General features: G+C 40.2%; 22 protein-coding genes. 7 read left to right on the top strand and 15 right to left on the bottom strand.

Annotated features, from left to right (window positions below; all coding sequences use genetic code 11):
- Window positions 1-74: 74 nt before the first annotated feature.
- The 3 genes from IQ283_RS14800 to IQ283_RS14790 all read right to left on the bottom strand — a co-directional run bounded on the left by IQ283_RS14800 (window position 75) and on the right by IQ283_RS14790 (window position 3,001).
- Window positions 75-1,406, bottom strand: coding sequence for a GntP family permease (locus IQ283_RS14800; protein WP_194220898.1), 1,332 nt, complete (start codon window positions 1,404-1,406; stop codon window positions 75-77).
- Window positions 1,407-1,716: 310 nt separating this feature from the next.
- A complete protein-coding gene (locus IQ283_RS14795) occupies window positions 1,717-2,670 on the bottom strand; it encodes an HAAS signaling domain-containing protein (RefSeq protein ID WP_194220897.1) in 954 nt (317 codons plus the stop codon).
- Complete coding sequence (locus tag IQ283_RS14790) at window positions 2,657-3,001, bottom strand: PadR family transcriptional regulator (RefSeq protein ID WP_194220896.1); 345 nt, start codon at window positions 2,999-3,001, stop codon at window positions 2,657-2,659. The genes IQ283_RS14795 and IQ283_RS14790 overlap by 14 nt, the downstream gene beginning before the upstream one ends.
- 193 nt (window positions 3,002-3,194) lie before the next feature.
- On the opposite strand from IQ283_RS14790, the gene IQ283_RS14785 reads away from it, so the two are divergent.
- Window positions 3,195-5,360 carry a PAS domain-containing protein gene (locus IQ283_RS14785; protein WP_194220895.1) on the top strand — a complete coding sequence of 722 codons (2,166 nt, stop codon included), beginning with the start codon at window positions 3,195-3,197 and terminating at the stop codon, window positions 5,358-5,360.
- Here IQ283_RS14785 and IQ283_RS14780 read toward each other — a convergent pair.
- Window positions 5,357-6,187, bottom strand: coding sequence for a LysR family transcriptional regulator (locus IQ283_RS14780; protein ID WP_194220894.1), 831 nt, complete (start codon window positions 6,185-6,187; stop codon window positions 5,357-5,359). The two genes, IQ283_RS14785 and IQ283_RS14780, sit on opposite strands and share 4 nt — an antisense overlap.
- A 146-nt stretch (window positions 6,188-6,333) precedes the next feature.
- On the opposite strand from IQ283_RS14780, the gene IQ283_RS14775 reads away from it, so the two are divergent.
- Complete coding sequence (locus IQ283_RS14775; RefSeq protein ID WP_194220893.1) at window positions 6,334-6,684, top strand: DMT family transporter; 351 nt, start codon at window positions 6,334-6,336, stop codon at window positions 6,682-6,684.
- Window positions 6,681-6,977: a DMT family transporter gene (locus IQ283_RS14770; RefSeq protein ID WP_194220892.1), complete on the top strand. Its 297-nt coding sequence runs from the start codon at window positions 6,681-6,683 to the stop codon at window positions 6,975-6,977. Before IQ283_RS14775 ends, IQ283_RS14770 begins: the two co-directional genes overlap by 4 nt.
- 80 nt (window positions 6,978-7,057) lie before the next feature.
- Here IQ283_RS14770 and IQ283_RS14765 read toward each other — a convergent pair whose 3' ends face one another.
- The 5 genes from IQ283_RS14765 to IQ283_RS14745 form a co-directional block, all read right to left on the bottom strand.
- Window positions 7,058-7,579, bottom strand: coding sequence for a GNAT family N-acetyltransferase (locus IQ283_RS14765; RefSeq protein WP_194220891.1), 522 nt, complete (start codon window positions 7,577-7,579; stop codon window positions 7,058-7,060).
- Between the two features lie 67 nt (window positions 7,580-7,646).
- The gene (locus IQ283_RS14760) at window positions 7,647-8,000 is read right to left on the bottom strand and encodes an SHOCT domain-containing protein (protein WP_194220890.1); all 354 of its coding nucleotides are present in this window, start codon (window positions 7,998-8,000) and stop codon (window positions 7,647-7,649) included.
- Window positions 8,001-8,038: 38 nt separating this feature from the next.
- Window positions 8,039-8,260: a hypothetical protein gene (locus IQ283_RS14755; RefSeq protein WP_206759473.1), complete on the bottom strand. Its 222-nt coding sequence runs from the start codon at window positions 8,258-8,260 to the stop codon at window positions 8,039-8,041.
- A gap of 32 nt (window positions 8,261-8,292) precedes the next feature.
- Window positions 8,293-8,475, bottom strand: coding sequence for a hypothetical protein (locus IQ283_RS14750; RefSeq protein ID WP_194220888.1), 183 nt, complete (start codon window positions 8,473-8,475; stop codon window positions 8,293-8,295).
- A 113-nt stretch (window positions 8,476-8,588) separates the two neighbouring features.
- Complete coding sequence (locus IQ283_RS14745) at window positions 8,589-8,924, bottom strand: GNAT family N-acetyltransferase (protein WP_242057356.1); 336 nt, start codon at window positions 8,922-8,924, stop codon at window positions 8,589-8,591.
- A gap of 179 nt (window positions 8,925-9,103) precedes the next feature.
- Here IQ283_RS14745 and IQ283_RS14740 point away from each other — a divergent pair, with 179 nt between their 5' ends.
- Entirely contained in the window at window positions 9,104-9,454 is a 351-nt protein-coding gene (locus IQ283_RS14740; RefSeq protein ID WP_194220887.1) for a hypothetical protein, read from the top strand.
- 186 nt (window positions 9,455-9,640) lie between these two features.
- Window positions 9,641-10,174, top strand: coding sequence for a hypothetical protein (locus IQ283_RS14735; protein ID WP_194220886.1), 534 nt, complete (start codon window positions 9,641-9,643; stop codon window positions 10,172-10,174).
- Between the two features lie 206 nt (window positions 10,175-10,380).
- Here the strand turns inward: IQ283_RS14735 and IQ283_RS14730 are convergent, their stop codons facing one another.
- Window positions 10,381-11,475 (bottom strand): hypothetical protein, encoded by a 1,095-nt coding sequence (locus tag IQ283_RS14730; RefSeq protein ID WP_194220885.1) that lies wholly within the window; start codon window positions 11,473-11,475, stop codon window positions 10,381-10,383.
- Window positions 11,476-11,723: 248 nt separating this feature from the next.
- Between IQ283_RS14730 and IQ283_RS14725 the strand changes: the two genes are divergently transcribed.
- Both IQ283_RS14725 and IQ283_RS14720 read left to right on the top strand, forming a co-directional pair.
- Entirely contained in the window at window positions 11,724-12,044 is a 321-nt protein-coding gene (locus IQ283_RS14725; RefSeq protein WP_194220884.1) for an ArsR/SmtB family transcription factor, read from the top strand.
- A gap of 74 nt (window positions 12,045-12,118) precedes the next feature.
- Window positions 12,119-14,596: a heavy metal translocating P-type ATPase gene (locus tag IQ283_RS14720; RefSeq protein WP_408962618.1), complete on the top strand. Its 2,478-nt coding sequence runs from the start codon at window positions 12,119-12,121 to the stop codon at window positions 14,594-14,596.
- 88 nt (window positions 14,597-14,684) lie between these two features.
- On the opposite strand, the gene IQ283_RS14715 is transcribed toward IQ283_RS14720, so the two are convergent.
- From IQ283_RS14715 to IQ283_RS14695, 5 genes are all read right to left on the bottom strand, one after another.
- A complete protein-coding gene (locus IQ283_RS14715; RefSeq protein ID WP_242057355.1) occupies window positions 14,685-14,873 on the bottom strand; it encodes a hypothetical protein in 189 nt (62 codons plus the stop codon).
- 174 nt (window positions 14,874-15,047) lie between these two features.
- On the bottom strand, window positions 15,048-15,878 hold the full coding sequence (locus IQ283_RS14710) for a DUF2785 domain-containing protein (protein WP_206759472.1): 831 nt from the start codon (window positions 15,876-15,878) through the stop codon (window positions 15,048-15,050).
- Between the two features lie 81 nt (window positions 15,879-15,959).
- Complete coding sequence (locus tag IQ283_RS14705; protein ID WP_194220881.1) at window positions 15,960-16,226, bottom strand: hypothetical protein; 267 nt, start codon at window positions 16,224-16,226, stop codon at window positions 15,960-15,962.
- Window positions 16,227-16,260: 34 nt separating this feature from the next.
- Entirely contained in the window at window positions 16,261-16,458 is a 198-nt protein-coding gene (locus IQ283_RS14700) for a hypothetical protein (protein ID WP_194220880.1), read from the bottom strand.
- 99 nt (window positions 16,459-16,557) lie between these two features.
- Window positions 16,558-17,649, bottom strand: coding sequence for a hypothetical protein (locus IQ283_RS14695; protein WP_194220879.1), 1,092 nt, complete (start codon window positions 17,647-17,649; stop codon window positions 16,558-16,560).
- Window positions 17,650-17,664: the final 15 nt, after the last annotated feature.

The raw sequence follows: 17,664 nt of genomic DNA, 5'->3' as shown, positions 1-17,664 counted from the left end.
TTTCCTAAATAGGAGCGTTTTATGCTGGAATGAAGAAAGAGGGGGTCAGGCACGGGCCTGACCCCCTCTCGCTTTTATACAAACATGTTCAAAATTAATGCTCCGCCAAATGCTGCAAAGGAAAGCACGGTTTCCAGCACAGTCCACGTTTTAAACGTTTCTTTAACGGTTAAGCCTAGATATTCTTTAACCATCCAGAAACCAGCGTCGTTAACATGCGAGAACATAAGTGAACCTGCACCTGTTACAATAACGAGCAGTTCTAGATTCACACCTGACATCGTTGCGATGATCGGTGACACAATTCCAGCCGCTGTTGTTAAAGCAACAGTTGCGGAACCTGTAGCAATTCGAATAAGACCTGCAATCATAAAGGCAAGAACGAGCGGTGATAACGAAAGATCTTGAGAAAGATTCCCGATAATCGTTCCAATTCCGCTATCGATCAAAATCTGTTTAAAGCCACCACCTGCACCGATGATCAAGATGATTGATCCAACAGGTAGAATACATTCTTCTACGTATTTTTTAATTTGTTTTTTGTCTAATCCCTGACGGAAGCCAAGGAAATAGAATGCAAAGAAACAAGATAATAACAGTGCCACAAGTGGGCTACCGATAAATTCTAAAATCCCTTCCGCACTTCCTGGTAACGGTAGGAACGGAGCGAACGTACCTAGAACAAGTAAAAACACTGGCATAATGATTGTTGTAAATGAAATGCCTGTACCAGGTAGTTTAGATGGATCCTGCTGATCTTCCACTTTGATCAAATCAGGCTCACCTACAGGAACTACGCGCTTGTTAATCCATTTGGCAAATACCGGACCACCAAGAATACCAGCTGGTAGCGCTATAACTAGTGAATACAATAGAACTTTACCAAGATCCGCTTCATAAATACCAATCGCAGCAACGGCACCCGGATGCGGCGGAATCAATCCGTGCACAATCGACAAACCTGCTACAGCTGGTAGCGCAATCAATAAAATGTTTTTCTTCGTTGCCTTTTGAATTGAAATAACGAGTGGTAATAGAATTAAAATACCAACTTCAAAGAATACTGGAATTCCGATAATAAATCCTGAGAAGAACATCGCCCATGGCAACTTTTTCTCTCCAAAGACGCGAATAAAGAAATTCGCAATCTGCAACCCTGCACCGGATTCAGAAAGCAGTTTTCCTAGAATCGTACCAAGTGCCAGAATACCAACTAAGTGACCAAGTACGCCACCAACACCTGCTTCATATGAACCTATAATATCGACCCATTCCATCCCCGACATGACCGCCAGGAATAAAGCCGCTACAGTTAAACCAATGAAAGCATGCCACTGAAATACAGAAACTCCTACAATTACGATTGCAATTGATATGAGTGTTATTGCTAATAAGTAGATTTCCATGATAACTCCCACCTCTTCTAAAATAAAGGGTTTACATTAATACCATTGAAAACCCTTCCAACTTTCTTCATTATAGGAATTATTATTTCATAAATCAATGGAAACGTTTAAAAATTTTTTCTGTTAATTATGAAACAGACGGTTCTATTTGATAGAAAAATCCTATAAACCCTTGATAATAAAGGGTTTACATCATGAAAAATAGAATCGCAATTTCTGCGATTCTATTAAAATTTATTTTTTTCAGTTAATTAATCACTTGCATTTCTAGCACTATTTTTAAATAATCCACGAAAAAAAAGCACTAAACTTACAACTTCGCTTTCCAAAATCCTTTTACAATATCCATGACGGCACTCAATATAAAGAATAACCCAATCGCTGCAAGAATCATGTTTTGATTCGTTTCTGATAGAGACAATAAGTTCGTTAAATCTGGATGAATCAGCTGATCATTTAATAACATGATCACGATCACTGTCGTCGTAAAGACTTGATGAACAGCATTAGCAACTGCTAAACGCTTCGTCCAATAACCAACAATCACTTTATATAAAGCAAGCAGCACCGCCGTTAGAAGAGTCAGAATTACAAATGGCCAGTAAGATAAAAGCACATCATTATTAAAGAAAGGCACATCCACCTTACCGTTTCGAATGATGCCAAGTAAGTTGTCTGCGTTAAAATAAAGGGTTGCCCAAACTGCCGCAAAGAGAAGATCGGCGAATAGCTCCGATTTCGAAACTTTCTTCTTTTTGGGCACAGAGGTTACTTTCTCTAATTCATCCGCTGACCATCCCTTTAGCGCTCGGTTTATATTTATATCGGTCCGTTCCAAAATCACAAAAATGAGGGTAATCCAAAACAACGTTTGGATTGCGGTATTCCATAGGCCTCCAATAGCATCACCCATCAGATTAAAAAAGACGTCTCCAAGCGACCCAGTGCCATTGTAGTCGATCACATTAATCGTCATAAATGTGATAAATGTGACAACGAGCGAAATAGGTAGCACCATCTTGATAATCTTCATGTAAAGCTCAAAATATTGAGGACCAATGAGGTGCATAGGCCAATCCCGAAATCCGTTTGCCATTTGTACCGGGCTCCCAAGTTCATTAAGGGCGCTCTTCACGTCTTCTTCTGAAGGATCGTCCGGCAACATATCCCCAATTGTTGATCTTAATTCAAGCGCAATGTCCTCCCGATTGGATTCAGGAAGTCGTCTCGTCACTTCACCAATGTAAACCTCAATCAGATTCACGTTCGTCCTCCCCCTTCAATAAGGTAGCTAATTCGCTCGACGTTTTCTCCCACTCTACTTTCAGCTGTTCGAAAATTTCTCTTCCATACTTACTTAATACATAATACTTACGCGGTCTGCTTTCCGTTGTATCCCAACTGCTCGTCACCAGCTCCTGCTTCTCTAACCTCCGAAGCAGTGGGTACAGCGTGCTCTGTTCAATGGATATTCCTGATTTCTCAAGCGACTGAACGAGAGAATAACCATATTGAGGAGTTCTTAATTGACTTAGAACCGCGAGCGTTAACGTGCCTCTTCTGAGCTCCGTTATAAATGAATTTAATAACGTCACACCCTCACCAACTTCCTTACTGTGTGTCGTACACTATATATACTATGTATCATACAGTGTTATGTGATAAACAGCAATGTGAATCTGATAATATTTTAATAAAGAGGAGGGGGGCAGGTACGTACCTGACCCCCCTCCTCTTTTCATTTGTTATAATAGTAAAATAGTTTACGAGATCTGGAGGGTTACATTTATGAATACTGCTGCCTATTACGCCCATTACGATGCCATTCCTCTTCCCCTCGTTGTTCTTGATCGGAACGGGGGGATCGTCCATGTTAATGAGTATGCTATTTCAAGATTCTCATCCTATCAAAAAGCAGGATCAATACAATGCTTGGAAAGCATTCTATCGATCGAACAGAATCAAATCCAAGCCCATCTCGATCGAGCTTTTACAATGGAGCCGGGAGTATTCATCGAACTCCCCCTCCCTTTTACGAAGGAAGCGATTCGTTTCTCTCCAATAGATTCGAACCATGTGACACTCGTTATTGTTGAGGATAAAGAGGCTCTCTACAAGGAAGTTACCCGTGAACCTTCAGATAACAATGAAAACATTCCTACCGAAGAGCTCGAACAGCGGTTTCACTCATTAATTGATGAAAACCCTGATGGGATTGCTTTTGTTGATCAACACTTAAAGCTAACCCTAATCAATCAAGCCCTTCACAGAATGCTTGGCTATTCATTGGAAGACCTGATCAAAACACCTCAGCATGTGGTAAACGAGGAAGCGATTTCCAAAATTAGCAGGCATTTCGAATTAGCCTTATACGGCGATCAGCGCTCTTACGAAATTGAGGCGTATGACATTTATCGCAATAAGGTTCACCTACTCATTAAAACTATTCCTATTCATACGAATGGACACTTCCGCGGAGCTTATAAAATCGTAAAAGATATTACTGAATTCAAAAATGCTCAGCTCGACACAATTGATCAAGCAGCACAATTACGCTCGCTCATTGACTCCATACCTGAATTCATTATTTTCAAAGATAAACACGGCAGTATTCTTGAAATGAATGCGTATGCGAAATTAATATTTGGAATTGAAGAAGGAAAATACAAAGGAAAAACGTGTGAGGAGTTGTACTGTAGTAACATCGATGCTCAACATCTTCTTAGAAACAATGCAAAAACCGATCGAATCGCGTGGGAACAAGAAACAAAGGTGGAATATGAATACGAGCTTGAACTTGCTAGTGGAGAGATAGGTACATTCGAAATTATTAAAGCTCCAACATATAACGCTGATGGAGATCGGAAATATTTAATTGCCATAGGAAGAGACATTTCAGCACGTAGAGAAGTGGAAAAGGAACTTGTTGAAACACAGGAGCTCATTGCCTCTATTTTCACAAATAATGCCGATGCTATTTCGGTTAGTAACTTGGATAAAGAAGTTATTAAAGTAAACCCAGCCTTCCAGCGACTTTACGGCTATACGGATGATGACATGATTAATCATCTGTTTGACATCTACCCAAATGACAATAAAGATGAAGCCAATCGGATCATGAAAGCCGTTATTGATGGTGACGGTGTCGTTGATTTCGATACAGTAAGGAAGACAAAAGACGGAACGCTAATTGATGTAAGCATTACCTACTCACCAATCAAAGATCACGAGGGAAACATTACGGCGATGTCTGCCATAACAAGAGATATACGCGATCGTAAGAGAACCGAAGAGCTTCTCCTTCGTTCAGAAAAGCTCTCCGCAATCGGACAGCTTGCAGCAGCGGTCGCTCATGAAGTTCGGAATCCATTAACTTCTGTAAAAGGATTTATTCAGCTATACAAAGATCGGATCCATAGTGATATATTGCAGCTGATGTTATCTGAAATGGACCGGATCGAATCGATTATTAATGAATTCTTATCACTCGCGCGACCCCAGGCCGTTACGTACCAACAAACCGATATTATGACGCTGACCCGTAACGTCGTCTCACTCATGGAGCCAGAGCTTTTATTAAACAAAGTCGACGTCGAGACAGATTTCCACACACCATCGCTCATAATGAACTGCGAGAAAAACCAAATCACTCAGGTTCTCATGAACATTATCAAAAACGGTATTGAATCGATGCCAGATGGCGGATTACTCTCCATCAAGACGTGCAATACAGACACGCACCTCTTTATTAAAATTGCTGATAAAGGCGTAGGTATCCCGAAAGAACGATTAGAACGACTTGGTGAGCCGTTCTTCTCGAATAAAGATACTGGTACCGGGCTTGGACTAGTCGTCTGTTATAAAATCATTCACGAACACAAGGGGACCATTGAATTTGATAGCTCTGTTGGCGAAGGAACCGTTGTCACCATTTCATTGCCGATCGAACGTTAACGATGATCGAAAGATGCTGATAATAGAGAAAGAAGAGCATGACTGTTCGTATGAAGATACATTTCTCTACCTAATGGCTCTCCTTTTATCGGAAGAAAAACAACGCCTTTTTGTTCGATCGAATCAGCCATCATTTTCGGAAGATAAGCGATGCCGATTCCAAGCGCAACAAGTCCACCCATACCGAGATAGTGCGTTTCTAATACGTCTCCCTCAAATAAATGGTCATTCAATATCCCTCTTACCCGCTCAGAAAGATATCCGGTAGGAGGGATTATTTGCGTATACCGAAAACATTCTACTAAGGTCACCTCTTTCTTTTTCGCTAATGAAAGAGAAGCAGGTACAGCCGCAACAAAAGGTTCAGAAAATAGAAATGTAGAATACATCCCTTCAATCACTGGAGTATTCTGAACGATTGCGGCATCAATTTCATGGGAAGTTAACTGAGGAACCAAATCCAAACTATCTTCTCGAATAGCTGTAACGTGAACATTCGAATACTGAAGCTGCTCATAATATCCAGGCAAAAAGTAAGTACTTAAAATCGGCGTCGAGCCAAATCGTATCTGATCAAATTTCTTATAGCGATCGACCGTCTGATTAATCTGCGTAAACAGCGGTTTAATATCTTCGTAAAAAGCTTGACCTTTAGTAGTCAGCTCTACTCCTTTCACTGATCGATTAAAAAGAGTAAAACCAAGCTCCTCTTCAAGGTTCTTCATCTGCTTACTAAGAGCCGGCTGTGAAACAAATAAAGCTTTTGCTGCGCGAGTGAAACTTCTCTCGTCAGCAATTTTAATAAAGTATGTTAACTTGGGTAGCAAGATTAACACTCTCCTCTTTCATATGATTCTCCCCTATATTATAACCTGAAGTTATCGAACCATCATTTATTGATATTACCCACTCTCCTCGATCACACGTTATTCTAGAGAAAGAATATGATCAAGAACTGGGGGATGGGATAACAATGAAAAGCGTTTATACTTGGCTTAGTATCGCTATTGCATTTGAAGTAATCGGGGCGACATTCATGAAATACAGTAATGGATTTACCCAGTGGGGACCAAGCTTAGTCGTGATCTTAAGTTATGCTATCGCGCTCCTTTTTTATATTTTTCTAACGAAAGATCACGAATTGGGCATCATTAACGCACTTTGGTCTGGGGGCGGTACGGTGATCATTGCCGTGGCTGGGATCGTCCTCTTTCAAGAGTCTACGTCACTCTCAAAATTTCTCGCTATTTTCCTCATTGTGTTTGGCATCGTTGGCTTAAATACAAAGTCTCGCTATAGAGAAAAAGGAGAGGAAACGATATGATTTTTTTAATTTTAGCTCTCGCCTTTTCCATAATAGGTAGTATTACCGTGAAGCTATCAGCTGGATTCACACGCAAAATTCCAGGCATATCCTCATTTGTTTTATTCGGGCTATGCATCTACTTTCTCACTCTTTCTGTGCAATCCATTGAAATTGGCCTGGCCTACGCGATCTGGTCCGGCGGTTCTATCGCCGGCACAACCATTGCCGGCCTCATTTTATTCAACGAAAAAGCCACAAGAAGAAAATTTCTTTCTATAGCGTTTATCATCATTGGTGTGGTTATATTATAAGCAGGACGGGGTCAGGTACGTACCTGGCCCCCGCCACAGCGAATCATAAAAGCGCCGATCACGGTTGGATCGGCGCTTTCTTACAAATATTTTTCCATTCGAATATCTGACCACATTTTCCCTTGCCAGTAAGTGAAATCTTCTAATCTACCAATCTCTTCGTACCCAAGCTTTCGATAGAGCTTTTGCGCGTTCGTATTGAATTCGAACACGCCTAATTCAATCCGATTAAAACCCTGCTGGTAAATTTGCTCTTCTAAATGTTGGATCGCTGCATAGCCAATCCCCTTTCCTCTTCCTTCAGGTTCGCCAATCGTAATGCCAATCCACGCCGTTCCTGGTTCTTGCTTGAAAAGGTGAGGAGGATCCACCATGTAATTCATTTCTCCGATCATCTCATGATTCACAAAGATCTGGAATATTTGCTGATACGTAAGACGCTCCCTTACTCCCTCAAGAGTGATCGTCTCGCGCCGCTCTAATTCCTCCCTGCTTTTATTCGGGCGAATCAGCGGAATCAATTCTCGATCATTTTCCCATCGATTCAGCACTTCAACAAATTGAGCAGTTGGTTTCGTTAACTTTATGATCTCTGTCTTCACATGGTGCTCCTTTCAACATGGCAAGCAACCTTCATGTCTCTTATGTATTTAATTCGCTACTCTTATTCTACCACTTACGATTCAAGAGTTCTGCTTTCTTTTTTTGGTACTCTTCGTCCGTAATGATGTGATCTTCCTTCAAACGATGAAGCTGACGTATTTTCGACTCGTAGTCTTGATCGGAAGACGCACCCTTATCATCGTCACGATCAACATCAGCTTGATACGTTGAAACACCATTTTTACTAAAAACATTCAGGGCATGGTATCCCGTGATAAAGATCGCAAACACAGTCCAAACAATACCGAATGCGCCTATTTGCGAAACAAATGCAATACCGATAATTACAAAAAGAAAGCCAGCAATCATTCCGATCATGGAACTAACTTTACTAGGCTTTACACGAAAATGAGAACTCATGGCAATCCCTCCTTTTGAAATGACCTTTTCGCAAATCATTAAAGAATATAAACAGAAGTCAGAATAATCAGAGCAGACATGAAAAAAATCACTCCAGCTTTCTTTCTTCGCCTTTCTCCACGCTCTTCAATCCCTAAAACAGCCATAAAAAGACCCAGAGAAAGGAGCATAGGGGCAAGCATTGCAACACTACCCTTCACGAAAGCAGCTACCGCTAAAGCTAGCGTTATGAGCGCCAATATACGTTTGATTCCTTTCAACATTCTCTCACCTCAACAACTATTCTTCCGCATTACTCGCCACCGCCACAGCCTCCGCCATCTCCACCGAAACTATCGCAGCCGGAGCTTTGATGGCCACCACTATAATAGCTTGAATGATCCGTTCCACCTGGAGAACGTCGCGTCGACGACGATTTTGAAAAGCCAGATGCGATAAATGCAATAACGAGTAATATTACAATAAATGCTGTCATTTCCATTCCTCCCTTTTGTTTATTTACGTGTGAAGATCCCAAATAGTTTCAAATATTACCATAAAAAAGTGACGATATCCTCTTAACTAAGACACCGCCATCTTCCAGACGCATTATGATTCAATAGGGGTTAAGCGAAACATTCCATTCATATCACCCGGTTGTTCAAAGCCAAACTGCTTATATAAGTGACTTCCCTCCTCTGTTGCAAAAAGACCGATGAAGGCTTGCGTAGGAGCATATTCCTTCAAATAGTAGAAAAGCTGGTTCATTAACAGTTTCCCTACTCCCATTCCCTGATGCAGAGGGTGAACGACGAAATCCTGAATATAAAAATACATCACTCCATCACCAACGATACGAGCCATGCCAATAACTTTATCTCCATAGGATACCGCCGTTGCATAAGTAGATTGATGAACCTCCTTTTCCGCCACAGAAAAATTCATATTATTCTAACCGACTAATGAACACAACTGTACATATGCTTCGCTGGTTGACATTCGCAAACCCGGATGTAATCTTCTCTTCCCAACCGATCAGAAGCTTTCCTTTTTCTCGATGTTTTACCTAGATCTTTTTCGGGGAAATAACTATCTATCAACCGTGTTTACGAGGAGGAATTACAATGAATAACGAATCAAAAGCAAATTACCATATTACGGATCGCGATGAATTTAACAAGGTTTGTATTGAGGATCAAAAGATGAATTTTCCTGAGTTTGAGAAGTTCATGCATGACTACCTATTAAGCCAACCGAAAGAAACAATGGTATTTCAAGAGTGTTGGATTGAGGACAAACAAGTAGAAATCGGGGATGTTAGAACTGTTCAGGTGAATTTCCTGGATCATAATAGTAACAACTACATACGTCTTTGGGGTGCTAAGAAGAATGATGATAACCAGGTAGTGAAAATTAAAGTAGACGCTATCGACTTAGAGACGAAAGAAGTTATTTATGAGCGTTTATTGGCTTAAAAGAATAAGAGACTAATGTGTACTAAAAAACCTCGCTATCATGAAAAGATGAGCGAGGTTTTTGTAGTGAAGAGATCTTTTCTTCTATTTATAAAAATCCCAATTTAATACCATTAAACCTAACAAATGGCATTAATCTGAAACTTTTCCCAGCGTATTTCGTAGTACAGAATAGGAGGGATACATATGAAATTGAAATTAGCATCAGTTCTATTCGGATTAATACTTATCCTCGCAGCCTGCGGTGGACAGGAAGAAGGGTCTACTGAAAATCATCTAGACTCCCTTCAAGAGAATTACCCTGAGGTTAAGACTGAAGTGGAGAAACTTCCTGAAGATTCTAGAAGCGAAATTACCGTACCTAATATGGAGAAAATCCCATTAGAAGTAAATGATGTGGAAGCTGTAGCCGAAACGGAATTAGAGCCATATGGAATGGATTTTTATTATGGAGAAGATGATAAACGCCTAAACGTTATGATCAAGGATCAAAAGGGAATCGATGCCTCTATTGGGGAAACGAACGAGGAACTTGATCAAGATGTAAGTGGCGCATACACCGAAGCTGAAGAGGGTCACCTCTTAACGATTACGTGGCTAAGTAAAAACGAAAATGCTCTATACAAAGTGACTGGATTCACGCCATCAGGGGAAGAATCTCCATTCACGAAGGAAGATATGGTAGAAATCGCAAACTCGATTATTGCACAAAGAAATTAAGGACCATTATTCAAAGGAGGGCTCTTTATCGGACTTATCATGGCGATTCTAACGATCCTATCGTCTGCTGGTTTTCTCTACTATATGGGAAAATCGGGATATTCATGGAACATGGATGAGAACGAAGAGAAATCGAAATAACCATTCAATCAAAAAGGTCAGACGATTCATCTAATGAATCGTCTGACCTCTTTTGATTAACTCACCTATAAGTAAGGATATTTCTCAAGCTCCTTCAAATAAAGCAAGAATCGTTCCTCCACTTGCCTCTTCGTCCCATAACGAATCACTTCTTCACGAGTGAGAGATTCTTTCTGCAGCAAAAGAAGATGATCATGCGTCATTGTCAGAAGTTTTAAAAACACCTCAACATGTAGGGCTTCATGCTTCTGGTCCAAGTTACTGATATACCCTTCCCTAAACCCTTCTGCATTCGCAATTAGCTTTGAAACATGTTGATGGTAATTCCCTTTCCGATACCTTTCTGTGTTATAAAACGTAGGAAATAACGTCTCATAGTTGAAAACATAATTAGCTGCAAGTGACGTTCCAGTAGCTAGAAGAGGATAAGGATCAATCACTTTAACTCCACTTTTCGTGAAAATGAGATTCTCTGGTGAAGCATCTTGATTTGTGAGAATAATAGATTCGCGATCAATCGAGCGATTAGAAATAAACGCTCCCCCGTTTTCCTTTACTTTCTCTTTATCAAATTGATAGGGACTTGCGATCAGCGTATGTAACTCCTCGCAATATTCTTCTGTTTCTTCAAGTAGAAATTCACTTACAGTTAGATCATACGCGCCTGTTAATTCTTCTTTTTCGTCAAGATGCAAATATCCGATTCCATTAAATGGTGGAGTGAATGATTCAAGAGCAAGGTAGAACTCTCCTAGCTCTCTTCCATATCTTTTCGAATCTTCTATCGTCTGGGTGCTAAGATCAATTGATTTTCCTACATAAGTTTCAAGCGTGTACGTTAATTCTTCATTAACGCTGTACTTAAAATAGTTAGGGCAAATGTCGTTCTTTGCTTTATTGGCGTGCGCGTAAAAAGCTTTTGTCGCAGCATACTCCGCTATTAACTCCTTACGATTGAAAATCACCTCTCGCTCGTAAGCTATTTTCTTCGGTATGCGAAGAACAAGCCCCTCCCGCTCAATCAAATACGCACAGTGCCAGGCACCTTCTCCTAACCTCTTGATTCTTGCGTCATCTGATAACTTTGGTAAGCCTTCATTGATTAAAGCCTGTTGAATAAGTTCAAACTCTGCCACCTTTTTTGATGTAAGCAACCTCATCGGTCATATGACTCCTTCACACTATCATCTTTTTATGAAATGTCATTTTACCTCGCAATGACTTCCATTTTTAATTATTCCAAAATCATACAAATATCTCAATCTCTTATTTCATATAGACATCACCTATTGCACCTTCACTGTCTAACTTCGAAAAAATTCACACTAGTTTGACACACATATTAGAGATTGCTAATATGATAGAGAACATACATATTCGTTTTTACTAATATGTCAGGAGGGCACATATGCAAATTGTTGATATTGATATGAAAGTAAAGCTTATTCACGGGTTTTCTAATAAAACACGAATTCAAATTCTTGAGAGCATAAAGGATGTTGAAAAAACCGTTTCTGAGATTGTTCAAGAAGTAAATGGAAACCAGTCAAACATTTCACAGCATCTTGCTTGTTTGAAAGGTTGCGGGATTATAGTAGGTCGAAATGAAGGAAAGTATTGCTACTACAGTTTAAGAAACCAACAAATTCGAGATCTACTCACTATGTTCGATCTCATACTAGATGATGTTGAAAATGATGTAGCTTGCTGTGAACGTCACGTTGATTAGGAGGACTTTCTTTGGCAGATAAATGTTGTAACAATAAAAATGAAGAAAAAAACGAATGTAGCAGTGATTCTTCTATCGAAAAAACAAGCTGTTGCAGTTCTGCTCTTCAAAATGAATACAAGCAAGAAGCGGATCAGTGTTGCAGTAGTAACACTGATGTAACTGAAGACACCAAGTCAGAAAAAACAAGCTGTTGCAGTAGCGAACAACAGACTCTAGAGAAAACAGACGCTCATTCCCCCGAAACTTCTGATGAGAAAAAGACTTATCAAGTTCATGGAATGGATTGCCCTGCCTGTGCGAAAACCATTGAAAAAACGTTAAGTAAATTAAAGAATTTAACTGAGGTAAAGGTCAATTACAGTACAGCAAAACTGCAAGTAGCCGCAAGTTCTGTAGATGCCTTTACTCCGGTTGAGGCAGAGATCAAAAAACTCGGGTATTCCGTTGAACTGATCAATCAGAAAAAGAATTATAGAACTTTTCATATTGAAGGAATGGACTGCGGCAGCTGTGCCAAAAGTATCGAAAATCACCTTAACACCTTGCCAACCGTTAATGATGTGAGCGTTAATTTTTCCACGGGGAAAATGAAGATTGACGCTTCTACTCATGAGGAAAGCATTATGAAAGAAGTTTCCAAAATTGGATTCAAAGCGGTTCCAGATACTAAAAAACCAACACAGCCTAAGAAGAAAAATGAAAATGCTTCAGTGATCGTTTCTGGTAGTTTAATAGCGCTAGGGTTCATAAGTTCCTTTACGATCATCCCTTCAATCGTCTCAATCATTTTATACGCCATTGCGATTGTGATCAGTGGAATTAAACCAGTTAGAAGTGCCTTCTATGCAATCAAAAGTCGCTCACTCGACATGAACGTTCTCATGTCTGCCGCTGCGATTGGCGCTGCGTTAATCGGAGAATGGCTTGAAGGGGCTGTCGTGGTTTGGCTGTTTGCTATCGGAAACTACCTGCAAACAAAATCCATTGAACAAACGAGAAATTCGATTCGTAACTTGATGGATCTAGCTCCTCCAGAAGCTTGGGTTAAAGCTGGTTCAGAAATGGTGAAGAAACCTGTAGAGCGTATTACTGTTGGTGAAACTATCGTCGTTAAACCAGGTGATAAACTACCATTGGACGGGAAAATCATTCAAGGAGAATCGAGCGTAAATCAGGCTCCGATTACAGGTGAATCAATTCCTGTTGATAAAGGAATCGGCGATACCGTCTATGCTGGATCCATTAATGAACACGGCTCTCTTGAGATTAAAGTTACGAAGTTAGCTGACGATACGACGATCGCCAAAATTATTCATCTCGTTGAAGAAGCACAGGAACAGAAAGCGCCAACAGAAGCCTTCATCGATAAATTCGCAGCAATTTATACACCGATCGTGTTCGTGCTCGCCTTAGTCGTAATGGTTTTACCACCATTACTCAGCATTGGAACATGGGGAGAATGGTTTTATCGAGGGCTTGAATTACTCGTTATCGCTTGTCCATGTGCACTCGTTATTTCAACACCTGTTGCGATCGTGTCAGCAATTGGAAATGCTGCTAAGAACGGCGTGTTAATTAAAGGCGGTACGTTTTTAGAAAAAGCAGGTGCGATCACCGCTGTTGCATTTGATAAAACAGGAACATTAACAGAAGGTAAACCGAAAGTATCTGACATTAAGGCGTCAAACGGATCAGAACAAGAATTACTATCCATTGCCTTAACATTAGAAAATCATTCCACTCACCCGATTGCAAAATCGATTGTAAACTATGCAAACAATAAAGGCATACAACCACAGCATGGTGAGTTGTTTCGAACGATCGTCGGAAAAGGCGTTCAAGCCACAATCAATGGCACGATCTATTACGCTGGGAATCCAAAATTATTCGATGAACTATCTGTTCCTTTAACAGATATAGAAAAAGATGTGCAAGAAATGCAGCGTAACGGTAAAACCGTCGTCATTATCGGAACACACCAAGGAATTCTTGGGACGATTGCCGTCTCTGATACAATCCGAAATACATCTGCCGTGGCTTTACACGCATTACAACAAAACGGCATCAAACAAACGGTCATGCTAACAGGAGATAATGAAGGAACGGCCAAAACAATTGCTTCAGAAGCAATTGTGAATCGTTATTTTGCGGAGCTATTTCCTGAAGATAAAGTAGACGCCATTAAGAAGCTACAACAAGAAGGGTACAAGGTAGCTATGGTTGGAGATGGTATCAATGACGCTCCTGCACTCGCAACTGCCGACCTAGGGATTGCGATGGGTGGCGCTGGAACTGACACAGCGATGGAGACAGCCGATATTATTCTTATGGCTGATAACCTTGATCAACTTCCACATACAATGAAGTTAAGCCAAAAAGCATTAAGAATTATTAAACAAAACATCTGGTTCTCGATCATTATTAAAGTGATCGCGCTTGCCCTCATCTTCCCTGGCTGGCTCACACTTTGGATTGCTGTATTAAGCGATACCGGCGCAGCCTTAATCGTTATCTTAAATGCACTCAGATTATTGAAATTTAAGCATTAAGTAGAAAGGAGGTGTTTCTCATCGAGAGAAACACCTCCTTTTTCCTTTGTGCTATTGTTTTGCTTACTTCTACTTTCTGAACGAACTCTCACTCATCACTATCCAGATCATGATCTAAAAAAGAAGGTTTATGCTCTTCTTTCATTCCATGCTTTTCCTCGACATACTTACCAATAACGGAACTATTAATCCCTCTTCTAACGGCTGATTCGATTACGACATATAGAATAAACAGACTGACAATAAACATGACTATAGTTAATCCGATTCCCATCATTCTTTTACCTCCCAAGTGTTGATTCATACAAAAACTATGATCTGAACAACAAATACTCCTAGTACAAACAAGACTAGCTTTCCTGGTAATAATTTTGGTACTGAGACTACTCCTTTCTAAGGGTTTATTCCATAATGCTTAGATCGTTGTAACACCGCTTCTTATGTACCACGCTCAATCTCCTAAATAAATCTTCCTCGTCCATTTCTCCACGACGTCTTCAATTACACTCCTCGCATCAGAACACGTATCCCTGATCAACAGCCTAAAATAACAGCTTTTCAGGAAACTTAAGACGTTCCCCTTCTTATGAAAGAATGCCACACTATACCTTTCCACTTCAAAAAGGGATTCAAGATTGTCACTAAGTGACGTCACCCAATTACTCAGCCGCTCCTCCTTCATTCCCTTCTCCAAAAGTGCTTCGATCGCAAACAAAAGCCGTTCGTCCTCATCGTCCACATATGTACCTTCTTTGAAAAGGCACTCTTGAATCGCATCAAGACACTCAACCGTTTTCTCCCTATCAAAAAACGGATGTCTGATTAATTCCGCAAGAGCATCAGCTCCGTGAGCGATACTATGCGCCCATCCCTTTGATGCTACAAACCCGCGCGTATCCTGCTCTTCTTGTAAATAACGTATAATTCCTTCTATCGAAGCTTCGATTTGTTCTTTCTTCAGGAAACGACTGGAGCGATCTTTTTCGACTACAAGTGCAACTACCAGAACCGAAAAAGAACGTGTGAAAACCGAGTCTGTCTCTCGCTCTCCAATTTGATAAAAAAGATGTTCTTGATCAAGACAAACGTTCAATAGATGAGTCAATTGTTCTTTATTTAAGAAATCCATCATAACCAGTTTGCTAAACGTCGAATAAATGAGATCGTCTCTTAAAACAGGATCTGTACTACCGATTTGCTGAAGCATATTATTAATAAGGTGATCAAGATCTACTTGCCTATCGTTCACATCCAATTGTTCCAATATGAGCTTCAAATCCACTCCCCGTTCACCCTTTCCACATGAAAATAATCGACAGAAAAAAAGCTGCGCTTCAACGCAGCTTTTCACTCCCTCCGTCTATTACAGGTAAATATAGATGGTGAGACAAGTCAATAACACCATCGATCCCATCGCTCTCGTCCACCTGTATTTCCTACTTAACCCCGCCTTCTTTTCCAGGAATTCAATATAGGTGAGGATTAAGAAAAAGCTTATCATCAAACCAAAAGCTCCAGGTTGATTATCAAACATTATTTGCATACGTAAAAATACCACCGCAATCAAGACTAGCCCTATGATCCCAATAGCTAGATAAAACATCTTAGCAGAGTTACGTTCATTCTTCATTAGCATAGCTCCAAGCACTTAGCAGAGTATCACCTTATTTACGATCCTGCTTCTTTTTCGAATCAACACCGTGCGAACTGCCCGTATACGGATTGATTTCATACGTGAGATCTCGTCCTGCCTTTTCTTCTTCCTTCGCAATTCGTTTTCCAAGAGACGCATAATACCATCCCCAGGCAATGAGGGACAGTAAACCACCGCCGATCATAATCCAGAACGCTGTATCTTCCATCTACCTCCACCTCCAACACCATGGTCTATCACACTAACTACTTCTCGTTTTACTTGTTTCATTCCTTCAAGTAATTGGTAATGGGGTTGGTACGTACTTCTATCTCATTTTTTTCTGCAGAAAAGCTCTCACTTCTGATAGATCCCCTGATTGAAGGACTGCCTCTTTCGGGTCAAAGTGAACGACATCCTCCACTTTTTCATACTCTTCCTCAGGAATACCTTTGAAGAAATACTTCCAACGCTTCGTTCTCACCATTTTCTTTATATCCTCATCAAGGTGTTCCTGATTAACTCTCATCACCGCGATCCATAAAGGACCACAACCTCCTCCGGGAAACACATCAAGCAAACCCTCCTGATCAAAACCATCTACTGCTACCTTTTTCACTGGAAGAAAAGAAATAAATTCACCTAATTCATCCGTCATCGTTTTCATCTCTTCTTCTGTTAATTCATCTTCTTTTATAACGGCTAGACTGTAGTGATGATATACTTTTCTATCTTTCTTCCTTTTACCAAAGTCAGGATAAAGCTTTCGAACGGTTGGTAGGTGGTTATGAATAAAGCGATATTGATGAAGACTTCCGATCATAATTAACATAAAGAACGACAGCAAACAAAGCATCCCTAAAATAACGTACAAATCCATCACTTTCGTAGTGTTTATGATATTCCCCAACTGAGATGAGCCTAATATAAACACTATCGTCACCAAAATGCCAAATCCACTTCGATGCTGCCGATTCTGTTTGCTACGCGTATATTTCCCTTTACGACTTTGATAACGTGTATAGAAATAGAAGAACGTGATGAGAAGAATCAGAATAAACAACCCAACAATAAAAGCAGCGTATCCCTCAACGCCTAGATTGATATAAATGATCTTTTCGCTCCCTAACCAATACAAATAAGCACTAACAATCGAAAAAACTCCTACCAAAAGATAATATGCTTTTTCTAGTTTATAAGGCGCGACTACATAGACGATCATCCACAGGTTAAGAACGATAGCTGGGACTAGCGCAGCTATTAAGAACGGTCTTGAAAACGGACCGATCATGTAAGGGAAAAATCCTAAGAAATCAATGATAATTAAAACCAAGAAAAAAATCCCAACCTGATTTTCTTCTGGAGTTCTAAATCTTAAATAGGCTAACATCTCTTTATCAGATATTTTTGGATTGCCCATGCATTCTCAACCTTC

Origin of the sequence: Pseudalkalibacillus hwajinpoensis (genome assembly GCF_015234585.1) — a bacterium.
Classification (GTDB): Bacteria; Bacillota; Bacilli; order Bacillales; family Guptibacillaceae; genus Guptibacillus; species Guptibacillus hwajinpoensis_B.
This window is presented reverse-complemented; position numbering and strand designations above follow the sequence as displayed.

What these genes read in the sequence shown, in the direction of transcription:
- IQ283_RS14800 (WP_194220898.1), bottom strand. Translation starts at nt 1,406, where the DNA reads ATGGAAATCTACTTATTAGCAATAACACTCATATCAATTGCAATCGTA.
- IQ283_RS14785 (WP_194220895.1), top strand. Translation starts at nt 3,195, where the DNA reads ATGAATACTGCTGCCTATTACGCCCATTACGATGCCATTCCTCTTCCC.
- IQ283_RS14775 (WP_194220893.1), top strand. Translation starts at nt 6,334, where the DNA reads ATGAAAAGCGTTTATACTTGGCTTAGTATCGCTATTGCATTTGAAGTA.
- IQ283_RS14770 (WP_194220892.1), top strand. Translation starts at nt 6,681, where the DNA reads ATGATTTTTTTAATTTTAGCTCTCGCCTTTTCCATAATAGGTAGTATT.
- IQ283_RS14760 (WP_194220890.1), bottom strand. Translation starts at nt 8,000, where the DNA reads ATGAGTTCTCATTTTCGTGTAAAGCCTAGTAAAGTTAGTTCCATGATC.
- IQ283_RS14750 (WP_194220888.1), bottom strand. Translation starts at nt 8,475, where the DNA reads ATGACAGCATTTATTGTAATATTACTCGTTATTGCATTTATCGCATCT.
- IQ283_RS14745 (WP_242057356.1), bottom strand. Translation starts at nt 8,924, where the DNA reads ATGAATTTTTCTGTGGCGGAAAAGGAGGTTCATCAATCTACTTATGCA.
- IQ283_RS14740 (WP_194220887.1), top strand. Translation starts at nt 9,104, where the DNA reads ATGAATAACGAATCAAAAGCAAATTACCATATTACGGATCGCGATGAA.
- IQ283_RS14735 (WP_194220886.1), top strand. Translation starts at nt 9,641, where the DNA reads ATGAAATTGAAATTAGCATCAGTTCTATTCGGATTAATACTTATCCTC.
- IQ283_RS14730 (WP_194220885.1), bottom strand. Translation starts at nt 11,475, where the DNA reads ATGAGGTTGCTTACATCAAAAAAGGTGGCAGAGTTTGAACTTATTCAA.
- IQ283_RS14725 (WP_194220884.1), top strand. Translation starts at nt 11,724, where the DNA reads ATGCAAATTGTTGATATTGATATGAAAGTAAAGCTTATTCACGGGTTT.
- IQ283_RS14715 (WP_242057355.1), bottom strand. Translation starts at nt 14,873, where the DNA reads ATGATGGGAATCGGATTAACTATAGTCATGTTTATTGTCAGTCTGTTT.
- IQ283_RS14705 (WP_194220881.1), bottom strand. Translation starts at nt 16,226, where the DNA reads ATGAAGAATGAACGTAACTCTGCTAAGATGTTTTATCTAGCTATTGGG.
- IQ283_RS14700 (WP_194220880.1), bottom strand. Translation starts at nt 16,458, where the DNA reads ATGGAAGATACAGCGTTCTGGATTATGATCGGCGGTGGTTTACTGTCC.
- IQ283_RS14695 (WP_194220879.1), bottom strand. Translation starts at nt 17,649, where the DNA reads ATGGGCAATCCAAAAATATCTGATAAAGAGATGTTAGCCTATTTAAGA.